Source organism: Galbibacter sp. L-19 (assembly GCF_056857615.1).
In genome coordinates this window covers 281,824-308,252 of record NZ_JBSXNL010000072.1, presented here as the reverse complement: position 1 = coordinate 308,252, position 26,429 = coordinate 281,824, and the positions used below count along the sequence as shown (strand labels likewise).

Sequence of the window (26,429 nt, the reverse complement as noted above, 5' to 3'; positions counted from 1 at the left end):
GCTACCAAGTTATAAATTGGTTAAATTTTATTTTTCTGAAATAGAAATTTGTAATTTGTAGCTATGAAGAAAACTACATATACCGCCGAAATACTAAAATATATTCCCTTTTTATATGTTATTTGGTCTGATGAACTCCTTTCGCCTTCGGAGATTTCTGTATTTAAAAAATCTATAGAAACCGATTCTATTTCTGAAGCAGCCAAAACCACACTTAAAAAATGGATTAACGCTGAAGAATCTCCTCTAGATGAAACTCTTGTTTCTTGGAAAAAAATAATTGATGATTCTGGATTAAAATTAATAGAAAACGATGCTTACCCCTTAACCTCATTTAGTATGAGGTTGGCAAGCAATAGTCAATCTACAGAAATTTATGATGAAAGTTTAAAATATATAGAGATTAATTTAGGGATTCAACCCAATCATTATCATCATCTATTTGATGTAAAAATAGAAACTGCTAGTAGCGCTGCTTTTTATTCAGCTGAAAAAATAGACACGCTCCTTAAAGGAGAACACGCTCCATATGTTGATAAATTTCGAGAGAAATTAAATGATCCCATTTTTGATTTTCAAATTATAAGAAACAAAGAAGAATTTAGAAATCATGTTTTAGCACAAGTTAAATTTTTAGCAAAAGATGGCTATGGCGCTATGGCATATGACAATGCATATGGAGGTATTGGAAACATGCCTACTTACGCAAGTATTTTTGAAAACCTAATGTATGTAGACGGAAGTCTAACCATAAAATTTGGCGTTCAGTTTGGTCTTTTTGGAGGAAGTATCCAGAACTTAGGAACAAAAAAGCATCATGACAAATATTTAAAAGAAACTGGAGAAGCCAATCTTTTAGGTTGTTTCGCTATGACCGAAACCCGACATGGCTCTAATGTAAGAGGAGTAAAAACTACTGCTACTTATGTAAAAGAAACCGATTCTATTGTTATTGAAACTCCTGGAGAAAACGATAATAAAGAATACATCGGGAATGCACTCCATGCGGAAATGGCAACTGTTTTTGCACAACTAATTGTAAACGGAAAAAACGAAGGCGTGCATGCTATCTTAACCAGAATAAGAAATAAGGATGGCAATTTAATGCCTGGTGTAAAAGTGGAAGACAATGGCTACAAACTGGGACTTAACGGTGTTGATAATGGAAAAATATGGTTTTCTAACGTTGCTGTACCACGAGAAAACTTATTAAACAGGTATGGAGATATTGACAAAGATGGAAATTACACCTCCCCAATAGAAAATCCTAATAAACGCTTTTTTACCATGCTCGGCACTTTGGTTGGTGGTAGAATTTGTGTTGCAAAAGGTGCATTAAGTGGTGCAAAAAAGGCTTTGTCTATTGCTGTAAAGTACGCCTTACAAAGACGACAATTTAACAGTAATGAAAAAATCCAAGAGGATTTAATAATGGATTATCCTACGCATCAACTACGTTTAATTAAACCCATAGCAAAATCTTATGTTTACCATACTGTTTTAGATAAACTCATTAAGGATTATGCCAATTCTAAAGAAGACGGGCGGAGAGAAATAGAAACCCAAGCAGCTGCGCTAAAAGCATCAATTACATGGTTTTCTAACCAAACAATTCAAGAATGTAGAGAAGCATGTGGTGGGAAAGGGTATTTAATAGAAAATAAAATTCCGCATATAAAAGGAGATGTAGATATTTTTACCACTTTTGAAGGAGATAACACGGTATTGATTCAATTAGCTGCCAAAGGTATTTTAACTAATTTCAAAACTGAATTTAACAGTGATAATTTTATGGATGTGCTCAAATACGTAGGCACACAATTATCCGACAGACTCACTACAATTAATCCTATTTTTACCAATAAAACAGATAAAGAACACCTCTTTGATACTGAATTCCATAAAGAAGCTTTTGAATACAGAACCCGTAGACTTACATTTTCTGTTGCTTCTAGAGTTCAGAAATACATAAAAAAAGGAATTCCATCATACCAAGCATTTCTTAAAGTTCAAACACATATGGTTATGCTAGGAAAAGCATATAGTGAAGAATTATCTTATAATGAATTTTTAAATTTTGTAGAAAAAATACAGGAAGAAGAACTTCGGTTCTTATTTAAAAAATTAGGCGCTTTATTTGCTTTGAGTGAGATAAACGACCATGCCGCTTGGTATTTAGAACATGGATATATTAGTGCTAATAAATCTAAGGCTATTAGAAAGCAGGTAGAACGGATTTGTTCGGAATTAAGGCCACATGTAAATACGCTTGTTGATGGCTTCGGGATTCCAAAAAGCTGCTTAAAAACTCCAATTTTATAGCAACAAAAAGTGGCTGTCTAAAAAATATTTATACGCTAAGTGTCATCCTGAGCTCAGTTTGACAACTACAAAACATTTTTTAAACAGCCACTTAATAAGTGTTATGTATAATAATTAATCTTCTAAAGAAGCAACCATTGCATCACTATAGTTACAAGCTACTCTTTCTTGTAAATAAGCTACAGCTTCTGCTCTTGGAGTTGCAGGATCAATCTTAACTTCTTCTCCATTTGGAAGGTGTACAATATACATACCTTCTTTGAATGAAGAAAGTTCAATAACTTCTCCTGTTGGTTTAATAGCACTCCATGACTTAGCATCTGGGCTATAAACTAAATCTACTTTTTCTCCTTTTTTAGGCCCTTCCACAACAGATACTTGCATTCTATTTTTAGTAGCTGTCATTTCATAAGTATTTCCGTCTCTTTCGACAATCTGAGTTTCTTTTTCTCCCTCTTTCATTGCAATTGGATTAGAACCTGTCCAAAACTCAATTACATTAAAAATAATTGCATCACCCAAAAAGAATAAACCGTATACTGGAATAATGTTTAAACCCCAAAAGATAAGGTTGTTCACAAACTTATTTCCTGTTACTCCTTGGTTCCAATCTTTCAAACCATTGAAAGCGCTAAAAGACCCTAAACAGCTTGAACATAAAATAGTAAGTGCTAACGCACCAGAAATGACAACTTTTTTCATAATAAAAAAATTTTTTGATTATTAGTTAATCTAATTTATTAATAAAATTAGAAATAACATCACTTTTTTATAGTAATTTTCCTAAGTTATAAAAGAAAAATCGCTTATCATTATTCATTGCAACGAACAAACCGTCTTTAAACACAGGGGTTAAGCTTGTAGTAACAATCTCACAACCATCTGTTTCTTGTGTACTTAAATTCAACTCCTTAACAAACTCATGCGTGTTTTTATTAAAAATTACAAAACTATGGTTTTGCTGATTCGAAACTATAATATAGCTCTCTCCATTAGGTAAATCTGCGATGCAAAGTCCTTCTATATCATCTAGAAAATATTCACCCCCAAAAAAGGCTAACTCTTCATTCCCTTTAGATGGCTCTGCATAATACTTATGTATTCCAGCACCTTCATCAGAATAATAAACTATTCCTTCCTTATCGTCTACAGCAATGGCTTCGATTTCCTTTTTCCCACTAAATTTTCCAAACTTTCGAACTAGTTCTGCTTTTACTCCTAATGAATCCGACTTTAAGATGTATTGATATAAATAACCATCTAACGGACCTGTTTTACGTCCTACAATTGCATACATAGCCCCATCTACTTCAGAATGGTATAAACTTATCCCCATCGGTAAATTTTGTTCTGGCGCTGTTACATCAGTAAAAACAGGAAAACCACCACCATCTAAAGGTTTCATATCTGGAATTGAAAACAATCGTATTTGCTGACGCTCTCTCTCAGTAAAAGCTAATACATCTACTTTTGTAGAATCGTTTAATTGAAAATCGTATCTAAGATCAACATTATTTGGACGTTTTAATCCTCTTATTGTTTTACTTTCTATTATTTTTCCTTCTAAATCAAAAGCATAAATAGCGCCATCGGTATCTTTATCGGTTCCAAAAACAATACTTTTAGAAGGATCTTTTTTGTTAACCCATATTGCAGGATCATCTGTATCGTGTAATGTAGATTCTGTAATTACATCTGGACTTATAGCTGGTAAATTATTCTTTTTACACCCAATTACCACAAGTGCTGTCAATGCTAAAACTCTATATATTTTCATTTTGAATATTTTATTTATTTTTATTATTGTCCGATAAAAGTTAACGGAATTTATTAGACTCCACTAATACAAAGGTTTAAAAGAGGTTTTTAAAAATAGTCCCCTTACTATCAAGAAAAATGAATAAAAAGAGGAGTTAGTAATGTTTTTTCTTTAAACTACTCATTTTATAATAGTTAAGGTTTCGTCTTTGTTCTTTTCTCTTACAGTGAAACGGTCTTGTATATTTACTCAGACATTAATGATTTATATTTAACAAAAACGGGCGAAGCAATCTGAAGAATTGGAATTAAAATCGATACGATTGCTTCTCTCCCGAAAATTGTATAAATGAACTCATCTTGATTTTTTGTGTTTGAGCAAAAAGTCAAGATGAGTTCAATTCTTATTTTTTAAACAAATCGTATTTAAGTCCGAAAGTTAATCGCTTCTCATAATACTCCATTTGCATTGTTCTATCTTTTTGTCCTTGATAGTAACGCAATGGTTGGTTGGTGATATTATTTAAATCGGCATAAATTCTAAGATTATCTGTTATAGCATAACTAATATTAAAATCTAAGAAAAACTGCTCATCATAGTAACGATCTTCAAAAGGATTTCCACCAATTTCATCAATATAAGAATCGGAATAATTAGCAGATAAACGGATACTTAGCTTTTTATCATTATACCCTAAAGAACCATTGAACATATTTGGAGCAGTGTTTGGTAAATCGATATCATCTCGCTCATCTCCATCTTCATTTTTAATTCCTTTAGCATCTGAAGCTAAATACGTATAATTAAGATAAATATTGAAGTTTTTTGCAAAGCCTGGCAAAAAGTCTAATTGCCTTTGTATGGAAAGTTCTGCACCAAAAATAGAAGCATTATCTCCATTTTGTGGCTGGTATAAATCAAAACCTGTAGTTCCATCTCCATATGTATTATCGGTAGCTTCAATTACAGATGTATAAATAAACTTATCTATATCCTTATAAAATACCCCTCCAGACAAAATCCCAACAGATTGGAAATAATGCTCTGCCATTAAATCAAAGTTCATTGAAGTTGTTGGATCCAAATCGGCATTTCCTAAAACAATTTCTTCGTCTTCAGAAATTACATCTACATACGGAACAAGATCTACATAATTTGGTCTAGCCAAGGTATTTGTCCAAGCTAAACGTAAAATAGTTTTATCTGTAAAATTATATTTAAAGTGAACTCCTGGAAGCACATTTGTATAAGAGCTTTTTTCTGTAATCTGACCAATTAAGTCTTCTTCATCCATAATGCTGTTTCCTGTTGCAGTAACTCTAGTGTTTTCCACACGAAGTCCCGCCAAAACACTTAACTTATTTGTTAATTGCTGTGTAGTCATTACATATCCAGCATACACATCCTCATCAACATCAAAGTTAGCTCTTAAAAATTCATCTGGAACAGATTCCCCTTCAAACTGACTCCCATCGTTAAGATTTAGGTCCCCTAAAAATTCTGGAGTTACAAAATATCCTGCTTGGTATTGACTTCCAGCAAGGTAGTCTGGATCTGTATAGTCTTTAGTTCCAACCATATCCATAGTGTCATATTGAGAACCTAGTGGAGAATACTCGAAAAAGTTATTATCTCTATTTTTGTTTTTTAAACGAGTACGAGCACCAAACTTAATAGTTCCGTCTCCATTTCCGAAGAAATCTGCTGGTAATTCAAAGTTTAAAAAAGCATTTAAATCTTCCTCTTCTGTATATTGATATTCTTCTGTAAGCTCATCAAGCTCATAATTACTTAGCGCTGTATCATCTATATTTTGAGGCGTAAATAAAGGCTTTTTAGTATCTAAATTTCTGTTGATTCCAAACTCACTTGCATACGTAATATATCTTTCATGCGGGCGTTCCTCAGAAGCCTTTGCATAAGAAGTCATCCAATCAAACTTTAACTTCCCGAATAAATGATCCCCTCCAATGCTGTAGTTTTGCATTCTCTGATCTTCTAAACGCGCATTCTGATTTCTTCCGCCAGGAATACTTCCTTTTGTTTCTCGTTTTGCTTCCACTGGAAAGCTTACCAAGTTGTTATTACTATCAATTGTAAAATCGTTTGAAGAAATATCCTCTCCATCTAAAATTGCGTTGCTATATGCATATCTATTCTCTCGATCGTCTCTCCAATTGTACATTGTTTTTAAGTACACACTATTGTTTTCATCTAACTTATAATCAAGGTTAGCAGAGAAACTACGTCTAATTCTTTGTACCAAATACGTTCTTACTTCATAATCTGTAGCATATGGATTTACCTCCATTTCTTCAATAATATCCTCCCCATCGGCATCTTGAGTTCCTGTATTATATTCAAACTCATTACTCCATTCTGCTTCCACATCATCAGAACCAAAATCGTTATCATTTACAGAAGCAGAAACCATCCATCCAAATTTTCCATCTTTAGTTCTATCTCCTACTAACAGAGATCCGTTAAGGATTCTTTTATCCGTAATAAAATTGATTCCCGATCCAGCAGTTGCAGAAACTCTAAAACCCTGTGGAGCGGTACGAGTAATTAAATTTACAGACCCTCCCAAAGCATCTCCGTCCATATCTGGAGTTACAGCCTTGCTTACTTCCACAGTTTGAATCATATCTGCAGGGATTAAATCCATTTGCACGTTTCTATTATCTCCCTCTGCTGAAGGAATTCTACTTCCATTTAAGGTTACAGAGTTTAATTGAGGTGATAAACCACGCACAATAATATTTCGAGCTTCTCCTTGATCAACCTGCATGGTAATACCTGGAATACGTTTTACAGCATCCCCTATATTAGCATCTGGGAATTTACCAATCTGATCTGTAGAAACCACATTTGTAATATTTGTATTATTTTTTTGGGTATTTAAGGCTCTAGATTGTCCACTTAATCCATATGCAGATACTTCCACTCCCTCAAGTTCTAAACTTTCAGAATTAAGGTTTACAGCTACGGAAATAGTTTGCCCTGCTAGCACTTCTATTTCCTGAAAATAATCTGTAAATCCTAGATATTTAATTAAAAGTTGATGCTTTCCGGCAGGAAGTGCAATAAAAGTAAACTTACCATCCATATCGGAAACTACTCCTTTATTTAAGTCTTGTATTAAAACTGTAGCTCCTGGAACATAAATACCGTTTTCATCGGTAATAGTTCCTTGAACATTCCCATTTTGAGCCCTCATACTGCTCGTAAAAAAGGCAACAATTAAGATTGTAAAAATTAATTTAAATGATTTCATAAAATTAGGTTTGTTTTTATGCAAATCTATATTTAACAATACTTTAGGAGGTAAAACTGATGAAAACAAAATGTAATTAAAATGCATATTTAGATAGTATACAAAGGCAACATTTATGATTACGTAACATTGAATTAACAAAAAAAGCAATTGCCTTAATATTCACTAAAGCTGATGTAAAAAACGGGTTAATTTATCTCCAGAAGCTATGGTTAACTTTTTACGCAATCTATATCTTGCAATCCGAATGCTATCTGGAGTTATTCTTAAAATAGAAGCTATTTCTTTAGAAGAAAGATTCAGTTTTAAAAGTGTACATAGTCTTAATTCCGAAGGAGATAATTCCTCTACAGACTTTTTTTCTAGTTTTTTAAAAAAACTGGGGTGTATTTGTTCAAAATACCCCATAAATTGTTCCCACTCTTGTTTCTCAGATAAATCTTCATTTATTACCCCTACTACTTCTGTAAGTTTTCCTTGAATATCCATTTGTTTTCTCCCTTTCAAGTTTTTCAAGGTATGTGCAACCTCAGAAAGTGTTTTGTTTTTATGCGCTAAATGGAGACTATATTTTGATAATGAGGATGTTTTTAACTGAATTTCCCTTTGTAGATTCTCTTCAATTATTTTCTTTTTCTCCAAATCAGCCTGAAGCGCCTTTTGTTTATAGTGCTGAAGTTTAATAGCATTCTCTTTTCGTTTCTTAAAATAGAAATACAAAATAACAGCTAGCACAAGGAGCACAACAATAACTAGTATCAACAAACTTTCATGAGCAGATTTAACCTGATTCTCTTTTACTAATAAATCAATTTTAGCTTGCTTACTTTTTGCTCCATAAAGCGCTTGTAATGCATTTACCTGCTGTACATTTTGCCGCCATAAAATTTCATCTCTAATGGAATCTGAAATCCCTAAATTTAGATATGCTTTTTCATAATTATTAGTAAGGGCATAATTCTTAGACAAGTCTTTGTAAGCGCTTTCTAGTTGATGCTTATTAGAAGTTTCACTAGCCATTTCTTTAGCTTGGAGCGTATAAATTAAAGCCTCCTCATATTTTCCATCTTTCCTTTTAGCGTCTCCTAAATTGTTTAAAATATTAATTTTCCTATCAACATCATCAGTTAAAACAATATAGTCAAGTGCTTTCTGGAAATAATTAAATGCTTTTTCAAAAGCCAATTTATCCTCATAAATACTACCTATATTCTCATTTACAAGCGCTAGTCCAATATTATCGTGTATTTTTTCAAAAAGAGGTAAACTTTTATACTGATGAAAGAGCGCCTTATTATAATTTCCTTGCTTTTCAAAACAACTTCCAATAGCACTTTGCGCTAAAGCTTCTCCTTTTATATAATCTATTTTTTCTGAAATCTCAAGAGCTTCTTTATAAGCAGATTTAGCAATTTCAAATTGTTTAACCGAAAAGTTTACAGCTCCAATTTGAAGTTTTAAATAGACTCTCAAAGTGTCCTTTTTATCTTTTAATATAGTATCTGCTATTTGATAATTAACTATTGCCTCGTTTACGGCACCCGACTTCTTATAAAAATCGGCGAACTCAATATATTTTTGAAGAACAATAGTATCGTTATCTGCATCTATTGCCTGAGTGAGTTCTTTTTTCAGCTTAAAAAAAACGCTATCAACCGTTTGAGAAAGGATAGAATCATTACTAATTTCTTGCGATTGTATAAAGCAAGAGCAACATAAGAAGAAAACTAAAAAGTATTTATAAAGATTCATCAAAGTACTTTAAAATTTTGAAAAGTACTTTTTTAGGAAATTGAAATGATTAAACTAGTGTTAACAAAATGTTGTATTAAAAACAAAAACCCTTTCTAATTAAATTAGAAAGGGTTTAGTACCATAAGAGATTGAGCTCACTAGGCCTCGAAAGGCTCTATTGAAACGTATGATCTGTTATCTCTTTTCTTTTGAAACTTAACGATACCATCAACCTTAGCATGTAATGTATGGTCTTTCCCCATATATACATTTTCACCTGGATTGTGAGAGGTACCTCTTTGTCTTACGATGATGTTCCCAGCGATAGCAGCTTGACCACCAAAAATCTTAACACCTAAGCGTTTCGATTCTGATTCTCTACCATTCTTAGAACTACCAACACCTTTTTTGTGTGCCATTTCTTTCGGTTTTAATGCTCTTGATTTAACTCAAGAAAATTATACTTTATTTTAAAACTCTCGATGGATTATTTACCACCGTTTAATTCGTCTTGCCATTTCTGTAGCTCGTCCCATTTTCCATCAGCAGCAAGTTTTGCTTGATCTGCCCATGTTCCTGGATCTAAGTGAGCTAAAGTAGAACTAGCCTCCGTTAAAATTTCTTTAACTTCATCAGCAGATTTTTTAGCTAACTTAGCATACGTATCAACGCCTGCATTTGTTAAAGCCTCAGCTGCTTTTGGTCCAATTCCTTCAATTTTCTTTAAATCGTCTCCTTTTTTAGAAGCAGATTTTTTTGTTGTAGCTTTTTTTGCTGCAGGTTTAGCCTCTTCTTTAGCTTTTGGTGCTGCTTTTTTCTTAGGAGCTGCTTTTTTTGTAGCTCCACTTGCTACGATGCTTTCAATAACGATTTCCGTTAAAGATTGTCTGTGTCCGTTTTTCTTACGGTAACCTTTACGTCTTTTCTTTTTGAAAACAATAACTTTATCACCTTTAAGGTGCTTAACGACTTTTGCTTCAACAGAAGCTCCGTCTATAGCCGGGGCGCCTAAAGTAACATCGCCATCATTATCTAATAAAAGTACGTTATCAAACGATACTTTATCTCCTTCTTCAGAAGCCAAACGATGAACAAAAACTTTTTGGTCTTTCGCAACTTTAAATTGCTGCCCTGCTATCTCTACAATTGCGTACATAGCGTAATAATTAATTAATTTAACTAATATAAACCTTGCCTAAATAAAATTTAAGCGGGTGCAAATATACTGCTAAATCATTAAAGAACAAATGTTTTTATACGTTTTGCACACTTTTTTTTGTATTCCAACTTGGTTTAAATTTCTGCATAAAGGTTAAGGTAAGTACCACACTGGAAGCCAAGCCCTCTATAAACAAGATAAATATCAGTATTCCAGGCCCTTGATTGTAATCTTCTATCCAAGAATCCATGATAGAATTTGGGAATTCTGGATCTAAATGATACATATAGATAGCCATAAAAACCACAAAAATTACAGTTGCTACAAATCCTGAATATAAACCAGATTTGAATCCTTTAAAATAATCAAACTTATCTCCTTCTAGTAATTTGCGTTTTTTTATTGCTGAATAAATCCCATACCCCACTATAAGTCCGTTTAACAAACGTAACCATATGTATTCTTGAAGTCCTATTAATTTAATAATTAAAAAATAAGCTATAAGACCTATTGCTATATAAATACCATATTTTAAATACAACTTATTTGAATCCATGTGATTAATATTTGGTTTATAGACAATTAAGTTACAAAAAAAACAGTTTAAGAAAGTTAAAGATTTTTTAATTTTCATTCAATCCATTTTTTTTATAGAATAAAATCAGTATTTTTCTAACTTTAAAAAAATATTTTGTAACATTTCCGCATGGAATTTGTCAAATAACTACTAAAACAATTTTTCATTATGAAACAAAAATTACTCTCTTTAGCATTAGGTACTGCAATTTGCGCTACTTCCTATGCTCAAGAAATCAAATTCCAAGAATATGATCTTGCCAATGGCATGCATGTTATTCTTCATCAAGACAACACAGCTCCTGTAGTAACAACCTCTGTTATGTATCATGTAGGATCTAAAGATGAAAATCCGGAACGTACTGGTTTCGCACATTTCTTTGAACATTTACTTTTTGAAGGAACCGAAAATATCGGGAGAGGCGAATGGTTTAAAATAGTGAGCTCTAACGGCGGAAGCAACAATGCAAATACAACGGCAGATAGAACTTACTATTATGAAGTTTTCCCTTCTAACAAAGTAGAATTAGGACTTTGGATGGAATCTGAACGATTAATGCATCCAATTATAAACGAAATAGGGGTAGAAACGCAAAATGAGGTAGTTAAAGAAGAGAAGAGACAGCGTGTAGACAACGCTCCTTATGGCGGACTTAGCTACGGTACGGCTATCCAGCCGCATCTATTTACCAAACACCCCTACAGATGGAGTGTTATTGGGTCTATGAATCATTTAGATGCCGCTACATTAGAAGAATTCCAAGAGTTTAATAAAAAATTCTATGTTCCAAACAATGCTGTTTTAGTGGTTGCTGGAGATATTAATATTGAGCAGACTCAAAAAATGATTAAGGACTATTTCGGTCCTATTCCAGAAGGAGCAGCTATCGTTAGAAATCATCCTAAAGAAGACCCTATTACTCAAGAAATTACAGCTACGGAATATGATAGCAACATTCAAATTCCTGCATTAGCACTTTCCTATAGAACACCTTCAATGAAAGACAAAGATGCCTATGTTCTTAACATGATTTCCACCTATTTGAGTGACGGAAAAACCTCTAAACTCTACAAAAAAATGGTAGATGAAAACAAAACAGCTTTACAAGTATTTGCTTTTAATAGATCTCAAGAAGATTATAGTATGTATAATATTTTTGCGCTTCCATTAGGAGATGTTCCGCTTTCAAAGCTTGAAACTGAAATAGACGAAGAAATAAAAAAGCTACAAACTTCTTTAATTTCTGATAACGATTATACCAAGCTTCAGAATAAAATGGAAAACGATTTTGTAAACTCCAATGCTAGTATTTCTGGGGTTGCAAATTCATTAGCTAGATATTATATGCTTTATGGCGATACAAACTTGATTAATTCTGAAATTGAAATTTATAGAAATATCAGCAAAGAAGACATCAAAAGAGTTGCCAATAAATATTTAAATAAAAATCAACGTGTTCGTATTGAGTATCTACCAAAATCTACTCAAGAAGAAAAATAAAATATCCTTATGAAGACAAAAATTTTATCGATACTATTATTATTTTGTGTAGGTTTTACCTTTGCACAAATAGATCGCTCAAAACAACCTGCTCCAGGACCAGCACCTACTATTAATTTAGAGGAACCTGAAACTTTTGTTTTAGAAAATGGCCTTACAGTTATGGTAGTAGAAAACCATAAATTACCAAGAGTTTCCGTAACACTAACAATAGACAATTCTCCTGTTTTAGAAGGTAAAAAAGCTGGAGTTTCTCAACTTGCAGGTGATATTATGGGAAGCGGAACTACATCTATTGGAAAAGATGAGTACAACGAAAGAATTGATTTTCTAGGCGCCAATATTAATTTTGGATCTCAAAGTGCTTATGCTAGTTGTTTATCTAAATATTTTCCTGAGATACTTTCTTTAATGGCAGATGGGGCTCTTAATCCTGTTTTCAGTCAAGAGGAATTTGATAAAAAGAAAAAGCAATTGGAAGAAGGTATCAAATCTTCAGAAAACGATGTTTCTTCTATTGCTTCTAGAGTTACCAACGCTTTATCTTATGGAAAGGACCACCCTTATGGGGAATTTATTTCAGAAGAAACACTTAATAATGTAAGCTTAGAAGATGCTACTAATTTTTACAATACCTACTTCAAACCAGAGAAAGCTTATTTAGTTATTGTTGGAGATGTTAAACCTTTGGAAGTTGAGAAATTAGTAAGAGACAACTTTTCTTCTTGGAAAAAAGACAGTGCTCCTGGAGTAACTTACGGAGCTCCAAGAAACGTGCAGTATACTCAAATAGATTTTATAGACATGCCTAACGCTGTGCAGTCGGAAATTAAAGTTCGAAATATGATCGACCTTAAAATGTCTGACAAAGATTACCATGCAGCACTTATTGCAAATCATATTTTTGGAGGAAGCTTTAACAGTTACCTTAATATGAATTTACGCGAAGCTCATGGCTATACATACGGAGCTAGGTCTTATTTAGATACAGACGAATACAATGCATCAAATTTTTCTGCTTCTACAAGTGTAAGAAATGCGGTTACAGATAGTGCAGTTGTTGAGTTTATGAAAGAAATAAAACGTATTAGAACTGAACCTGTTAGTGCGGAAGATTTGGTTAATGCTAAGGCTAAATATGTTGGAGATTTTGTAATTGCATTAGAAAACCCAAGAACTATTGCTAGATATGCCCTAAATATTAAAACTAGAAATTTACCAGATGATTTCTATGTAAACTATCTTGAAAAAATTAATGCAGTAACTGTTGAAGATGTACAAAGAGTGGCCAACAAATATTTTAAAGCAGACAATGCTCGTATTGTAGTTACAGGAAAAGGTAATGAGGTAGCAGACAAATTAGAAGCTTTAAATTACCCTGTTACTTATTATGACAAAGAGGCTAATAAAATTGAAAAGCCAAATTATAATGTTGCTATTCCAAAAGATGTAACTGCAGAAAGTGTTTTAAATAAATACATCGAAGCCATTGGAGGAAAAGATAAAGTTTCAGCTTTAAATTCTATCTCATTTACCTACGAAGGAAGTTTTAATGGTGCAACAATTAAGGCTGAAGAAAAAAGAACTGCCAATAAATATGCGCAAACTACCTACATGAATGGGAGTCCGATGATGGCTGTTGTGGCAAACGAAACGGAAGTATTTATGAAACAAGGCGGTAATAAAGTTCCACTTCCTCCAGCAATGGTTAACGATATGAAAAATGCTGTTGGAATATTTCCAGAACTTACTTTGCTAACTAATGACGCTGTTAAAGTAGTTGGAATTGAAAAAGTAGAAGGAAAAGATGCTTATAAAGTTGAAGTTCCTGGAGAAGCCGTTCAAGCATTTTATTTTTATGATACTGAAAGTGGTCTAAAAGTAAAAGAATTAGCGGTAATTAATATGGGAGGACAAACTCAAAATCAAGAAGCCTTGCTTTTAGACTATAAAGACTATGAAGGAATTAAATTCCCTTCCGTAAAAAAGGCAGCTCTTGGCGGACAAACTGTAGAAAGCACTCTTACAGAAGTAATAATAAATCCTGAATTAACCGAAGCAGATTTTGAATAGAGATTTCAATAAGATTTTTTTATAACAATCTCAATTCACGAGTTAAAGAACCCTAAAAGCATTATGTTTTTGGGGTTTCTTTTTTTCTCCCCTTATTTACAATATAAACTCCTAAAAGAATAATTCCTGAGGCTAATAAATGAATAGATGTACACTTTTCTCCATCCAAAATTCCCCAAAAAATACCAACAACAGGAATTAAATAAGTAACAGATGTTGAAAAAACAGCATTTGAGATTTGAATGAGTTTATTAAATAAAATTTTAGCCATCCCAGTCCCAAATACAGCTAAAACTGCTATATAAAGTAAGGAAGTTTGAAAAGCTTCATTCTGTAATGTTTCCGTTTTAAAAACTCCAGAAAAAAGTAAGACAATAATTGCAGGAAAAATCATAACCGCAAAAATCCCAACTGAGATTGCCATTACAGGAACTTCTTGCAATTTAGATTTTACAATATTAGCATTGATAGCATAACAAACTGCTGCAATTACCACCAAAAGTGCAAAAAAGTAATTCTGCCCTGGATTCACATTCGCACCTTGAAAAATAAGTAAAATCGCACCTAGTAATCCCACAACCACACCAACTACTTGATTTTTTGTAAAATCAACCTTAAACACCAAAAACCCAATAAAAATTGTAAATAAAGGCACTAAAGAATTTAATATTGACGCAATACTACTATCAATTTCCGTTTCGGCATATGCAAATAAAAATACAGGAATAAAAGTCCCACTCATTGCAGAGGCTGCAATCCATTTCCATTTTGATTTGTCTATTTTCCACAACCACTTAAAACCAATCAGAAATAAAAAAATAGAAGAAAATAGTACACGTACCGCTCCAAGTTGAATTGGTGTTAATCCAACCAATCCCTTCTTAATTAAGATATAGGAACTTCCCCAAATAAGAGAAAGTACAATTAAATAAATCCATTTTTTCCGATTCGTATCCATCCAACACATTTTTTTGAAGTCGCAAAATTGAGATTTTTAAAGTAGATTCTATCGCTTTTTTATATATTTTTGCAATTGCATAATCAATAACATTGATGTTAAGAATTTACCCAATATTATTTACTTTATTGTACATGCTGGCCATGCTAAAACCAGTTTTGCCAGTATTCGATTATGTGGTAAATCAAGATTATATTGCCGAGTATTTATGTATTAATAAAGACAAACCCGAAATGCATTGTGATGGGAAATGTTATTTAATGCAGATGTTAGAAGAGCAACGCAATGAGAAAAAGCAAAACTTACCTTCTATAGATTTAAGAGAGTATCCAATAGGGTTTGTTACCGTTTTAACATTAGAAAACACCACTTTTTCTCCATCAGATTTAAAAAATACAAACAATTATACCAATAAATATAGCTTTCTTAATAGCTACCAATATTTCCACCCTCCTATTTTTTCTTAATCATATTATTTATTCGAAACAATTATTTTATTTGGGCGTTCCCTTCGGGCGGGCTTTTCGCGCTACGCGGTAGCTTGCTTCAATCCCTAACGCAAAAGGGAGAACTCCCAAACTAAAAACAATTTATTAAAAAACACCTCTTTCGAATATTTAATCCCTCATAGAGGGTCTAATTACCCAGAGCCTGTGCTGAATTTACCTAAGGGCTCTGCGTCGATATTAATTAAATTTGTATCCTTTGAATACCTTGTGGGCTTGCCCCGAGGTAGTTGATTCTATCACAAGTTTGATTTTAAAACAGTTGTTTTAACTACGTTTTTTTGAATACCCAAAAAGCGCTCTCCTCCAACAAGGTTGAGAAGGTTTATAATGGTTATTTCATAATTATTGGAGTATAAAACAGCACACTAACATTTAAAAAAAAGTGTCTGTCTAAAAAGTATCAAAACTATAAATATCGTCCTAAGCTCGTTGTGAAACTTCGACAAGCTCAGTTCGACAAGCTCAGTTCGACAAGCTCAGTTCAACAAGTTCAGCTTGACAATTACAAATTACTTTTAGGACTAGCACAATAACACATTTGTATCAAGAAAAAAATGAAAAAATATATAGCTACCATGCTCTTCATGGCAATTTCAATAGTACAAGCACAGGAAGAAGCTACAAAATGGACATCTGGACGACCAGATGGACATGCGCCAATATCGATAATGGGAGACCACACTCACTCTAAAGGAGAATGGATGTTTTCCTACCGGTATATGTATATGAATATGGAAGACTTAAACCGCGGAAGTAGCGATGCTCCATACAGCGATGCACTTTCACAATATATGATTACCCCAAAGAGTATGCCTATGAATATGCATATGCTAGGAATTATGTATGCGCCGTCCAACAAAATTACGTTAATGGCAATGGCAAATTATACTGCCCAAGAGATGACATTAGGCAACATAATGGGAGGAGAATTTAATACAGAATCTTCAGGTTTTGGAGACCTTAAACTTGCGGCTCTGTATACATTTTTCAATAAAAATAGCCAGCAATTACATGCTCAAGTAGGTGTTTCATTGCCAACAGGAAGCATAGACAAAAAAGACATTACTCCAATGTCTGCTCCAAACGAAACAATTCTACCTTACCCCATGCAAATTGGAAGCGGCACTTTTGATACCAACTTAGGACTTACTTATTTAAAACAATGGGAGCGCCTATCGTTTGGGTCACAAATTAAAGGGGTTTTCCGTTTTGGAGAAAATGATAACGAATACCGCTTAGGAAACGAATACAGCATTAATAACTGGGTAGCAATGCCTGTTAACCAATGGTTTAGCTTTTCTGGGCGTATAAAGTGGGCATCTCTCGGAAAAATAGAAGGTGAGAATCCAGATTTAAATCCGATGATGGTTGTAACAGCAGACACTGCAAACAGTGGAAAAACATATGCAGAAGCAGGTATAGGCTTCAACTTATATGCTTTTAAAGGAAGTTTGAAAAATTTACGTTTTGGTTTTGAAGCAGCGCTTCCTATCTATCAAAACATGAATGGTATTCAACTAAAAAATCAAGAAACATTAACCTTCGGACTTCAATATTCTTTATAAGCTAACGTAAACCAATGAAAAATATATTTATAGCAACCGTCATTTTCTTGATGGGATATACTCTTACTGCACAAAATGCATTTAAAGGGCAAGTAAAAGACTCACAAAACACTCCATTAGATGGAGTAACAATTATATCAGAAAACAATCAAAATAAAGGAGTTTCTACAGATGTAAATGGTAATTTTTCCATTACGCTAAACGCCCCTAAAGTTATTGTAAAATACATGGGGTATGAAACAAGAAGGATCGTATTAAACAACCATTTTAATACCATTATTCTCAAAGAAAGCACCGAGAATTTGGAAGAAATAATAGTTTCTGCTAGTCGTGAAGAACAAAAGCGTTCGGAAGTTCCGGGTGCTATTTCGGTTATTAGTGCAAAAACCATAGAAGAAACAAAGCCTTTTGGAATTGAGCAATTAGTTAATCAAGCGCCAGGTATTTATATGTCTACTTCCAAAGCATCGAGCAACGAACAACATATGATGGCTGTACGTTCTCCTATCTCGACAAAATCTTTGTTTTTATATTTAGAAGACGGACTTCCAATTAGACCTACAGCAGTTTTTAACCATAATGCTCTATTGGAAATGAACGATGTTTCTTTTGGAAGAGTAGAAATTTTAAAAGGCCCTGCTTCTAGCATCTATGGAAGCGAAGCTATTGGAGGAAGCTTTAACTTTATCACCAAAGAACCTACTCCAGAATTACAAGGGAGTTTAGGTTTTGAAATTAACGATTTAGGACTCACAAAGTATTCTTTTGATGCTTCAAAAAATGTAAGTGAAAAATTAGGACTCTACCTCGGCACACAATACATTCAGAGAAATAATGGTCCAATACAACATAGCGATTACGAAAAATTTGCGGTTACTTTTAAAACTGTCTATCAAATAGATCCATCGCTTCGATGGACAAATGTTTTTGATATGGTAGATTATCGGTCAGATATGTCTGGTTCTTTAACAGAAGAAGATTATCAAGCAGGAAATTATGAAAGCGATCAAACTTTTACTGAAAGGATAGCCAAAGCTTTTCGCTTTAGATCCACATTAAATAAGGTTTGGAATGAAAAAAATAAAACTTCGTTCAACTTTGTTTTCAGAAACAATACTATGGATCAAATTCCGTCGTATCGAATTCGTCAAATTAGACAAAACGGACAATTAACGGGAGAAGGTTCTGGAGAAATAAACTCTAATACTTACAATAGTTTTGTTGGTTTACTTCAGCATAAAAAAGATTTTAATTTTGCAAACTCATCATTAATTATTGGGGCAACCGCCGATTATTCTCCGCAGACTTATGTTGCAGAATCTATAACTGTTTTTGTGGATCCATCTACAGGAATTAATACTGGTTATAATTCAAACAATGGAGATTACATCCTTAATTACAATGCCGATATATTTAATTATGCTGGTTTTCTTCAGTATGAAATTAACCCTATTGAAAACTTAAAAATTACAGCTGCATTACGTTACGACCGCTTTGATTATGATTACAATAATATGTTAGACGGGCAGGCAGGGCCTAAAGATTCAGAAAATAATTATGATAATTTTGCTCCTAAAATTGGTTTTAATTACAACTTTACAAACCGTTCTGGTGTCTATGCTAATTATTCAAACGGATTTACACCCCCGCAGACTTCTACTTTATACAGAAATAGTTATGTAGGTGTTGGTGGAGAAGTTTTTGACTTAAAGCCTAGCCACTATGACAATTATGAAATAGGTGGATATTTTGTATCTGAAAAATGGAAACTGGATGCTGCACTTTACATTTTAGACGGAAAAAACACCTTAGTAACCTTGCGAGATACTAACGATGAATTTTACAATGCCAATGCTGGAGAAACACGCTCTTACGGAGTTGAATATGGAATAACCTATAAACCAATTCCAGAATTAAGCTTAACCCACAATGGAAGTTTTGCAAAGCATCGCTACATTAAATTTTACGAAGGGGGTATAGATTACTCTAACACCGACCAAGAAACGGCTCCTAGTCTTTTAGGGAACACTCAAATAAATTATCACCCTAATTTCATTAAAAATTTTATGCTTGGTTTAGAATATGAATTGGTAGGAAAATACAATACTAGTTTCGAAAACCAAATAGATAATGGCGATGGAACTTTTAGCACCGCAACCTATGATGGACATAATATTTTTAATTTACGGGCTAGCTACCAACTCAAACAATTTGAAATTTGGGCACATGCTTTAAACATTTTCGATACCCTCTATTCTACAAGGGCGTCTTTTAACCAATACAGTAAAGAAAATAATTACAGCATTGGAAATCCGCGTGCTTTTCATGTAGGAATTCGTTATAAATTTTAATACAGATGAAAAAAAACACTAAACTCAACAAGTGGCTTTGGAAATGGCATTTTATTGCAGGCCTTGTTTCGCTTCCATTTATACTTTTACTCTCGGTTACTGGAGTAATATATCTATTTAAAGCACAATACGAAGCTCCCATTTATAAACCCGTAAAAGAAGTAGCAGCACAAGGGAAGGTAATTTCTTACCAAAAGCAATGGGAAATAGCCAAAGAAAATGCGGTGAAAAAGCCTAACGGGATGATTCTTTCTTCTGAAGAAACTCAAGCAACCGAATTTACTTCTGGAATGTTTGGACATGCTAGCAGTTTATTTGTAAATCCGTATAAAGGAGACGTTTCTGGAGAAATATTGCCCCAAAAATCGTTTATGTATAAAGTAAGAAAACTTCATGGAGAGCTTCTCATGGGGAAATATGGAACTAAAGTAGTTGAATTAATTGCCTGCTGGATGGTAGTTTTAATCCTTACTGGTTTATTTATTTGGTGGCCAGAACGTGGTTGGAAAATAAAAGGTTATTTTATTCCGAGAACAAATCTAGGTAAACGTACTTTTTTTAGAGACACCCATGCTATTACTGGATTTTGGATGTCTATTTTATTCCTAATAATTCTAGCTGGAGGATTACCTTGGACAGATATTTGGGGAGCTGGATTTAAATGGGTTCAAGAGCAAACCAACACGGGTTACCCTTCCACTTGGAATAAGTTTAGTGTAAATAACAACCCTGAAAACGCTCCTATAATTTCCTTAGATGAAATGGTAGTAAAAGCAAAACTGCTAAACCTTCCTGGGGAGGTAAAAATAAGTTTTCCAAAAGGGAAAAACGGGGTTTACAGTGTTTCCAACACATATTATGCAAATCAAAATGACCAAAAAATGATTCATTTTAATCCGCATACTGGAGCACAAGTATTGCAACACAATTGGGAAGATGTTGGAATTTTAATGCGCGGCAGAATGTGGTTGATGGCTTTTCATCAAGGGCAATTTGGAAAGTGGAATTGGATTTTAATGATTTTTGCAGGGGCAGTTTTATTCCTAATGAGTCTTTCCGCATTAATCTCCTATGCTTTACGAAAACGCAAAGGAGATTGGGGAATTCCAAAAGTTCCAGCATCTTTTAAAGCAAGTTATGGTGTTGTTATTCTGGTTGGAATTCTTTGTATTCTACTCCCTCTATTTGGATTAAGTGTTATATTAATCTGTATTTTTGCTCTTATTGGAAGTTTTAACAAGAAAAAACTACAAACCCAACTATAGAATATTTGAAAGTCTATTGAAAATAAAAAATCATTAAAAATGAAAAAATTACTATTAATAATTTTAGCAATCTCATTTAGCGTAATTGGTTGCAAGCAAGAGAAAAAACAAAGTTCAGAGCCTTCTAAAATGGAAATGGTAATGGCTGTACACGATAGTTTGATGCCTAAAATGAATACCATAACTAAATTAATTGGCGCGTTAAATGTAAAAGTAGATTCCACAGAAACTGGAATGCAATATGAAGCGGCAAAAAAAGACCTCCAAGCAGCACATAAATCAATGATGGATTGGATGCAGAGTTTTGGAGAACGTTTTGACCATGAAGAAATCCTTAACGGAAAAGAACTCTCCGAAGAAAAAAAGGAATTATTAAAAGAAGAAGAAGAAAACGTAAAAGCCTTAAAACAAGAAATCAATACCAGTATTGAAAATGCTGAGTTATTGTTAAATGAAAAGTAATTTTTGACATCTTAATCAAATAAAATGCCTTCAAAATTAAGTTTTGAAGGCATTTTTTAATTATTTTTTATACTTACTACCAAAAGGGCAACGTTTAATCATATACTTTAACCCTGAGTGATACGCATCAATCCCCAATCCAAAAGGATGTCTAGACTCTGCATATATATTTTCCCCTTTATCATTAAAGATTTTTAAATCTAATTTTACATCGTAGCTTATTGTTGTTGAAGAATTAGATGAAGCTATTGCTACCCCTTTATTCTCTGTATTTTTTCTATCTTTCTCCTTTTCTTTATCCTTGTAAGAAACTACATCACTACCATAAGTTCTTGTTCCTTCATTTATAACTTCAGTTGCGCCATACATAACATATTCCACTCCAAGTATAGAAGCTAATTCAGTTGGTAGAAGTGTAGCTATAGCCGTTGCATCAATTCCTTTTTTAGCCAATAATGCATTTGTAGTCATTGGGTCTTGAATAGTTACAGCAAACGCACTCTCTTCTCGCAAAATATTTGCACAATCGTTTTGTACTTGCACCCCAAAAACATCAGGTTTTATGGCATCATCATTAGATACAATAGAAAAAGGTAACACAGCCACTTTATTTTTAGTACTTCCTGAAGATGAATTATTTGCTATCAAACTAGAAGCTTGCTTTGGCTCATTCACAACTTCTACCCTACCACTGGAAAATTGAATTTGATTTATTTCCTCTTTGGAAATCTCATATTCCAAACTTTCCCCAACATAAGTAAACTTTATAGCATCGGAATTTACACTTATTACCTTCCCCTTTTTAATATCTCCATTTAGCATGGTGATTATATCCACAGAATCTTGAGCAGTTAGCGTGCTTGTTACAAAAGACAAAAAAAGTAGTGTTGTAAGGAGAAATCTCGGATATGTTTTTGAGATAGACATATATATTATATTTATAATTAGACCTTTATAAAGATACCTCCTACAAATATAAAATCATAATTTAACATCAATAAGTAGTAAATTTTTGATTAAACATTAAGATTTACCCTACTTAATTATTTTTTCAAGCTATAATTTGAGAATTTGAAAGCACTAATAAGTTATTCTTGGAGAAGGAATATCTTATTTCCAATGAACTATTCCCATAATCTTTCTAATATCCTCTTCTAAGTATCTCTTACGTAAAACACATAAAAAATATTCTAACTAAAATTATCTATTTACTTTTATATGATTACTTTTTTCTATATTTAGAGCTATCAAATTATGTAAATAAAATGAAAAAAATAGTACTTATGTTATGCTGCTTTCTTGCAACGCAGCTTAGCTTTTCACAGAGAGAAGCGTCTAAAACTTTAGATTTTGAAAACACAGTAGACGACCTTCTAGTTGTACCTTTCAACGGCATTACTGTAATTTCAGATGGCGCCAAGGTATATGCTTACGACCCCGAACAAGAAAAAATTATTTGGGAGAAACCAGCCCCTCAACGTACAGGAGTCGATATGGCAGCTGAATTTTTAACTACTGGAGGGATTGATTATACCAAGTTTAATGTTATTGAATCCACTCCCTTTGTTGAGAAATTTTTTGACGGAAGACTCTTTGTTATTAATAGTTATGATGGGCAAATACTTTTTTCTGCTGAAGGCGAAGCAGAGTATTTCCAAGCGGAATATCTTTTTGATGAAAATGCCTTTTTACTAAGAGGTGTTAAAGGCAAAGAACTCATAATTGCTAAATACAATATTCCAGAACAAAAGTTCGAATGGCAAACCGTTGTTTCTGAAACCTATGCAGAATGGTTACAAACCATGAGTAAAATAGCTGGAATGAATAAAATTGGAGATCTAGACAAAATGGATTATACCAACGATAAAGTTTTTTCTTTAATTAAAAAACAATTCTTCGTGCTAGATAAGCAAACAGGAGAATTATTATGGAAAGTAGACTCTGGTGATATTATTGATTTCAAAAGATCATTAGACGGAGCAAAAGTAGTAACTATAGAAAGTAAAGGAATAATTTCCAACAAAAACGAAGTAATGCTGTATAATGCAGAAAATGGCACCCAAATATGGGATAAAAAACTAACTACCAAATATGTTGTTCTTTTTGAAGATTGGCAAGATAAAATGCTTTTAGCACATCAGAAAGGATTCAATTTCTACGATTATACAACTGGTGAAAAAGTATGGAAAAAAGATCCTAAAGGAAAAGGAATTAAGAGTGTTGTTCCCATTGGTACCGATTTCTTGTATGTGTATGATGATGAAATGATGCTTATTAATAAAGAAGGTGAGAAAATGTGGAAAAAAGATGTGAAAATATGTGATGATGAAGAGGATCCTATTTATTTTCTTGAAAAAACTAAAAACGGTCGTGTTTTATACATAACTGCCACCTACGCAAATATGGTAAATTATAAAACAGGTGAAAAAATATGGAGAAAAAATTTAAAGTTGAACGAAAAGCGACCAACATTTGCTGAATACAATGAAAACTCTGGAAACTTTATTATATACAACGATGAAGAGCTCTACCGATTTGATGAAAACAGTACTGAAAAACCCGAGCCTTATGCAGAATTAAAACTTAAAAATGAAAAAGATTTAACAAGTCTAGAAATTTTTCCTAATAATGTAACAATAACAGGGTTAAATGAAGTTGTTGGAGTTGATAAAAGTGGAAAAGTTATATTTCATAACCAATACAAGCAACCTGGAGAAACAGGTCGTGTACTAAAAAATATAGGGCTAGGACTTGCAAATATTGGCTTTGCTGTTGCTGGTGCAACTTCTACTACAAATACTTACTACAGAGATTCTGAAGGAAATATAGTAAGTAGAAGTTCTACTTCGGCAGTTTTTGGTGATAAAGCTAAAGCAATTGGCGATGCAGGCTATATAGCTACCGCTGCAGCAATGCTTTTTGCTAAGGAAAGACACAATGCCCTACAAGAAACAAACAAATATGCTATTCTTTTTGCTAAAGGAGAAAATGGTGAACGCTTATTAATAAAAGTAGATAAAGAAACAGGAGAAGAACTAGATAAAATAACTGTTGATAATCTAAGACCAATTTACGATGTAGATTATGCTACCGATGATATTTATTATAGTGTAAAAAATCAGGTTAAAGTTTTTAAATCTGAATAGACACTACTATCGATTTAAATACAATGTACTTATAAGGTAAAAGAGGTCTAAAAAATATCTAAATTTTATATGTCAAAAGGAGCTTGTCGAAGGATTCTACTGAGGGTTAGTTGTTTGAAACTTCGACAAGCTCAGTTCGACAAGCTCCTTTGACAACTATATATTACTTTTTAGACCTCTTTTTTTATTCTATTCACAATACACAACATCTTCTATAAAACTGCGTAAGCTTGCTGTATTGTTTTTATAATAGTTCTTATCTATCAACTCATTTACTTTAGAACAAGAACCTGTAAACTTTTTTAACTCATTTTTAAACCCCATCAAAAATTTATACGAACGGTTAGAATAACCTACCTCTTCATCTTTTATAAAGAAAACAACCTCATCGTCTAGAAATGCATACATAGAAAGCTCTTCTGTTTCAAATTCTTTTCGTACCAAATATTTTTCTGGCAACTTAGCCCGAGGGTTGTTTTTGTATGAAATAAATTCCTTCTGAACATATATGTTGTTCTCATCAAAAACTAATTCTTTTAAATCTGCTGCATTAAATATATTTAGCTTTAAATTTCCGTTCTCATCGGGTAAATATACCTTTGCTTCTGCTCCTACCATTGCAAGATCTTGATAATTCATATTTGCGATTAATGTATCGTTCTCAACGGTAACCAAATATGCAAAACTACTTACTTCTTCAACTTCTACCTCATTAAATTTCTCATCTATTGGAACTACCATTCTTCTACTATCTACCATATTTGCGGCTAGTATTTTATCTAAATCACTGGCGGTATTTATTAACTCTTCTGCATCTGTATCGCTATACTTAAGTGGAAAAATCATTTCAGCATATTTTATGGCTTGACTAGGGATGTCCATATAGTATGATAGAATAGCGCAATTATATAAACAAGCAAATTTTACCTTTCGCTCTCTTCTAGAATCTCCTTCTATTTGATTAGCCATTTGTTCAAACGCTTCAACTATTGGAGATAATGCTTCTCTAGTTTCTTCAATTGGAGCTTCATGGTTTATTCCACTCATTATCGCTTTTACCTTGCTAAATTCTGTTTTCTGAGGCTCTGTAAGCGGATTATTTCTTGAATCTAATATCCATAAATAAGCATTCGTTTTATAGGGTCTATATCCAAAAGCCGAGTTTATTATATCATCTATTCTATAACTAACATACTCCACAAAATTATAAAGTATTTCTTCTTTTATCTCCTCTTTATTTACATCGTAATGTGCGTAAGCCTCTTGTTTACTGTTAAAATAATCTGAAGCGTATTTCTCCACTCTGTCTAGGTTATTTTCCATTTTAAGTTCAAACGGATTTTCAACCATATACCCTCCTCTTACTTTGTAACTAAACAAATAACGGTATACATAATATGACCGCACAACATTCCCATCATCGTCTTTTACCTCTATAAGCTTACTGTCAATAGAAAACGATTGGGGATCGATTAAAAAACTCGATAAATTTAACTTTACATGTACTTTAGGAGCTACTTCTTCTCTTCTAAACCCTTGTATTTGGATATCATTAGAAATAGCTGTTTCAGAAATTAAATTCCCTACGGTTTCGTCTATTGTACTTGAAACATTATAAGTTCGTTCGTTTTCATTTAAAATAGGATGAGAAGGTAATCTCACATAAGCAACAGAGAAATACTCCTTGTCGATATCCGCAGCCTGCGACCATGAAAACCATGGAAGAATCAATACTATTAAAATTAGTATACGCAACATAATATATTATTTAG

Annotated in this window: 19 protein-coding genes; 9 read left to right on the top strand and 10 right to left on the bottom strand. The window is 33.0% G+C overall.

The window, feature by feature from the left end:
* Nucleotides 1-63: 63 nt before the first annotated feature.
* Nucleotides 64-2,322, top strand: coding sequence for an acyl-CoA dehydrogenase family protein (locus tag AC13CQ_RS17300; protein ID WP_456868217.1), 2,259 nt, complete (start codon nucleotides 64-66; stop codon nucleotides 2,320-2,322).
* 114 nt (nucleotides 2,323-2,436) lie between these two features.
* On the opposite strand, the gene AC13CQ_RS17295 is transcribed toward AC13CQ_RS17300, so the two are convergent.
* The 7 genes from AC13CQ_RS17295 to AC13CQ_RS17265 form a co-directional block, all read right to left on the bottom strand.
* Complete coding sequence (locus AC13CQ_RS17295; RefSeq protein ID WP_008611974.1) at nucleotides 2,437-3,024, bottom strand: DUF3332 domain-containing protein; 588 nt, start codon at nucleotides 3,022-3,024, stop codon at nucleotides 2,437-2,439.
* 67 nt (nucleotides 3,025-3,091) lie between these two features.
* Nucleotides 3,092-4,099, bottom strand: a complete 1,008-nt coding sequence (locus tag AC13CQ_RS17290; protein ID WP_008611973.1) for a phytase — start codon at nucleotides 4,097-4,099, stop codon at nucleotides 3,092-3,094.
* Between the two features lie 385 nt (nucleotides 4,100-4,484).
* Nucleotides 4,485-7,358: a TonB-dependent receptor gene (locus AC13CQ_RS17285; RefSeq protein WP_335587678.1), complete on the bottom strand. Its 2,874-nt coding sequence runs from the start codon at nucleotides 7,356-7,358 to the stop codon at nucleotides 4,485-4,487.
* 165 nt (nucleotides 7,359-7,523) lie between these two features.
* Nucleotides 7,524-9,110, bottom strand: a complete 1,587-nt coding sequence (locus tag AC13CQ_RS17280) for a tetratricopeptide repeat protein (RefSeq protein WP_335587677.1) — start codon at nucleotides 9,108-9,110, stop codon at nucleotides 7,524-7,526.
* Nucleotides 9,111-9,250: 140 nt separating this feature from the next.
* Nucleotides 9,251-9,511 (bottom strand): 50S ribosomal protein L27, encoded by a 261-nt coding sequence (gene rpmA / locus AC13CQ_RS17275; protein WP_008611971.1) that lies wholly within the window; start codon nucleotides 9,509-9,511, stop codon nucleotides 9,251-9,253.
* A gap of 68 nt (nucleotides 9,512-9,579) precedes the next feature.
* Nucleotides 9,580-10,248, bottom strand: coding sequence for a 50S ribosomal protein L21 (gene rplU / locus AC13CQ_RS17270; protein WP_008611970.1), 669 nt, complete (start codon nucleotides 10,246-10,248; stop codon nucleotides 9,580-9,582).
* Between the two features lie 97 nt (nucleotides 10,249-10,345).
* Nucleotides 10,346-10,807 (bottom strand): DUF4199 domain-containing protein, encoded by a 462-nt coding sequence (locus AC13CQ_RS17265; protein ID WP_040879953.1) that lies wholly within the window; start codon nucleotides 10,805-10,807, stop codon nucleotides 10,346-10,348.
* Between the two features lie 189 nt (nucleotides 10,808-10,996).
* Between AC13CQ_RS17265 and AC13CQ_RS17260 the strand changes: the two genes are divergently transcribed.
* Together AC13CQ_RS17260 and AC13CQ_RS17255 are read left to right on the top strand one after the other, a co-directional pair.
* Nucleotides 10,997-12,328: a M16 family metallopeptidase gene (locus AC13CQ_RS17260; RefSeq protein ID WP_456868215.1), complete on the top strand. Its 1,332-nt coding sequence runs from the start codon at nucleotides 10,997-10,999 to the stop codon at nucleotides 12,326-12,328.
* Between the two features lie 9 nt (nucleotides 12,329-12,337).
* On the top strand, nucleotides 12,338-14,401 hold the full coding sequence (locus AC13CQ_RS17255) for a M16 family metallopeptidase (RefSeq protein WP_335587674.1): 2,064 nt from the start codon (nucleotides 12,338-12,340) through the stop codon (nucleotides 14,399-14,401).
* A 61-nt stretch (nucleotides 14,402-14,462) separates the two neighbouring features.
* Here the strand turns inward: AC13CQ_RS17255 and AC13CQ_RS17250 are convergent, their stop codons facing one another.
* Nucleotides 14,463-15,359: a DMT family transporter gene (locus AC13CQ_RS17250; protein WP_474507641.1), complete on the bottom strand. Its 897-nt coding sequence runs from the start codon at nucleotides 15,357-15,359 to the stop codon at nucleotides 14,463-14,465.
* A gap of 95 nt (nucleotides 15,360-15,454) precedes the next feature.
* Here AC13CQ_RS17250 and AC13CQ_RS17245 point away from each other — a divergent pair, with 95 nt between their 5' ends.
* From AC13CQ_RS17245 to AC13CQ_RS17225, 5 genes are all read left to right on the top strand, one after another.
* Entirely contained in the window at nucleotides 15,455-15,826 is a 372-nt protein-coding gene (locus AC13CQ_RS17245; RefSeq protein ID WP_008611962.1) for a hypothetical protein, read from the top strand.
* A 596-nt stretch (nucleotides 15,827-16,422) separates the two neighbouring features.
* A complete protein-coding gene (locus AC13CQ_RS17240; protein WP_474506541.1) occupies nucleotides 16,423-17,433 on the top strand; it encodes a transporter in 1,011 nt (336 codons plus the stop codon).
* Between the two features lie 14 nt (nucleotides 17,434-17,447).
* The gene (locus AC13CQ_RS17235) at nucleotides 17,448-19,784 is read left to right on the top strand and encodes a TonB-dependent receptor (protein ID WP_474506542.1); all 2,337 of its coding nucleotides are present in this window, start codon (nucleotides 17,448-17,450) and stop codon (nucleotides 19,782-19,784) included.
* A gap of 5 nt (nucleotides 19,785-19,789) precedes the next feature.
* Nucleotides 19,790-21,049, top strand: a complete 1,260-nt coding sequence (locus AC13CQ_RS17230) for a PepSY-associated TM helix domain-containing protein (RefSeq protein WP_482882974.1) — start codon at nucleotides 19,790-19,792, stop codon at nucleotides 21,047-21,049.
* A 39-nt stretch (nucleotides 21,050-21,088) separates the two neighbouring features.
* Nucleotides 21,089-21,511, top strand: coding sequence for a hypothetical protein (locus tag AC13CQ_RS17225; protein WP_474506544.1), 423 nt, complete (start codon nucleotides 21,089-21,091; stop codon nucleotides 21,509-21,511).
* Between the two features lie 60 nt (nucleotides 21,512-21,571).
* On the opposite strand, the gene AC13CQ_RS17220 is transcribed toward AC13CQ_RS17225, so the two are convergent.
* A complete protein-coding gene (locus AC13CQ_RS17220; RefSeq protein WP_456868209.1) occupies nucleotides 21,572-22,438 on the bottom strand; it encodes a hypothetical protein in 867 nt (288 codons plus the stop codon).
* A 338-nt stretch (nucleotides 22,439-22,776) separates the two neighbouring features.
* On the opposite strand from AC13CQ_RS17220, the gene AC13CQ_RS17215 reads away from it, so the two are divergent.
* Complete coding sequence (locus AC13CQ_RS17215) at nucleotides 22,777-24,657, top strand: hypothetical protein (RefSeq protein WP_337901700.1); 1,881 nt, start codon at nucleotides 22,777-22,779, stop codon at nucleotides 24,655-24,657.
* 189 nt (nucleotides 24,658-24,846) lie between these two features.
* Here AC13CQ_RS17215 and AC13CQ_RS17210 read toward each other — a convergent pair whose 3' ends face one another.
* Complete coding sequence (locus tag AC13CQ_RS17210; protein WP_474506545.1) at nucleotides 24,847-26,415, bottom strand: hypothetical protein; 1,569 nt, start codon at nucleotides 26,413-26,415, stop codon at nucleotides 24,847-24,849.
* Between the last annotated feature and the right edge of the window lie 14 nt (nucleotides 26,416-26,429).

Bases quoted from the DNA above. Each gene is read 5' to 3' on its own strand.
- AC13CQ_RS17300 (WP_456868217.1), top strand. From the start codon at position 64: ATGAAGAAAACTACATATACCGCCGAAATACTAAAATATATTCCCTTT.
- AC13CQ_RS17295 (WP_008611974.1), bottom strand. From the start codon at position 3,024: ATGAAAAAAGTTGTCATTTCTGGTGCGTTAGCACTTACTATTTTATGT.
- AC13CQ_RS17290 (WP_008611973.1), bottom strand. From the start codon at position 4,099: ATGAAAATATATAGAGTTTTAGCATTGACAGCACTTGTGGTAATTGGG.
- AC13CQ_RS17285 (WP_335587678.1), bottom strand. From the start codon at position 7,358: ATGAAATCATTTAAATTAATTTTTACAATCTTAATTGTTGCCTTTTTT.
- AC13CQ_RS17280 (WP_335587677.1), bottom strand. From the start codon at position 9,110: ATGAATCTTTATAAATACTTTTTAGTTTTCTTCTTATGTTGCTCTTGC.
- rpmA (WP_008611971.1), bottom strand. From the start codon at position 9,511: ATGGCACACAAAAAAGGTGTTGGTAGTTCTAAGAATGGTAGAGAATCA.
- rplU (WP_008611970.1), bottom strand. From the start codon at position 10,248: ATGTACGCAATTGTAGAGATAGCAGGGCAGCAATTTAAAGTTGCGAAA.
- AC13CQ_RS17265 (WP_040879953.1), bottom strand. From the start codon at position 10,807: ATGGATTCAAATAAGTTGTATTTAAAATATGGTATTTATATAGCAATA.
- AC13CQ_RS17260 (WP_456868215.1), top strand. From the start codon at position 10,997: ATGAAACAAAAATTACTCTCTTTAGCATTAGGTACTGCAATTTGCGCT.
- AC13CQ_RS17255 (WP_335587674.1), top strand. From the start codon at position 12,338: ATGAAGACAAAAATTTTATCGATACTATTATTATTTTGTGTAGGTTTT.
- AC13CQ_RS17250 (WP_474507641.1), bottom strand. From the start codon at position 15,359: ATGGATACGAATCGGAAAAAATGGATTTATTTAATTGTACTTTCTCTT.
- AC13CQ_RS17245 (WP_008611962.1), top strand. From the start codon at position 15,455: ATGTTAAGAATTTACCCAATATTATTTACTTTATTGTACATGCTGGCC.
- AC13CQ_RS17240 (WP_474506541.1), top strand. From the start codon at position 16,423: ATGAAAAAATATATAGCTACCATGCTCTTCATGGCAATTTCAATAGTA.
- AC13CQ_RS17235 (WP_474506542.1), top strand. From the start codon at position 17,448: ATGAAAAATATATTTATAGCAACCGTCATTTTCTTGATGGGATATACT.
- AC13CQ_RS17230 (WP_482882974.1), top strand. From the start codon at position 19,790: ATGAAAAAAAACACTAAACTCAACAAGTGGCTTTGGAAATGGCATTTT.
- AC13CQ_RS17225 (WP_474506544.1), top strand. From the start codon at position 21,089: ATGAAAAAATTACTATTAATAATTTTAGCAATCTCATTTAGCGTAATT.
- AC13CQ_RS17220 (WP_456868209.1), bottom strand. From the start codon at position 22,438: ATGTCTATCTCAAAAACATATCCGAGATTTCTCCTTACAACACTACTT.
- AC13CQ_RS17215 (WP_337901700.1), top strand. From the start codon at position 22,777: ATGAAAAAAATAGTACTTATGTTATGCTGCTTTCTTGCAACGCAGCTT.
- AC13CQ_RS17210 (WP_474506545.1), bottom strand. From the start codon at position 26,415: ATGTTGCGTATACTAATTTTAATAGTATTGATTCTTCCATGGTTTTCA.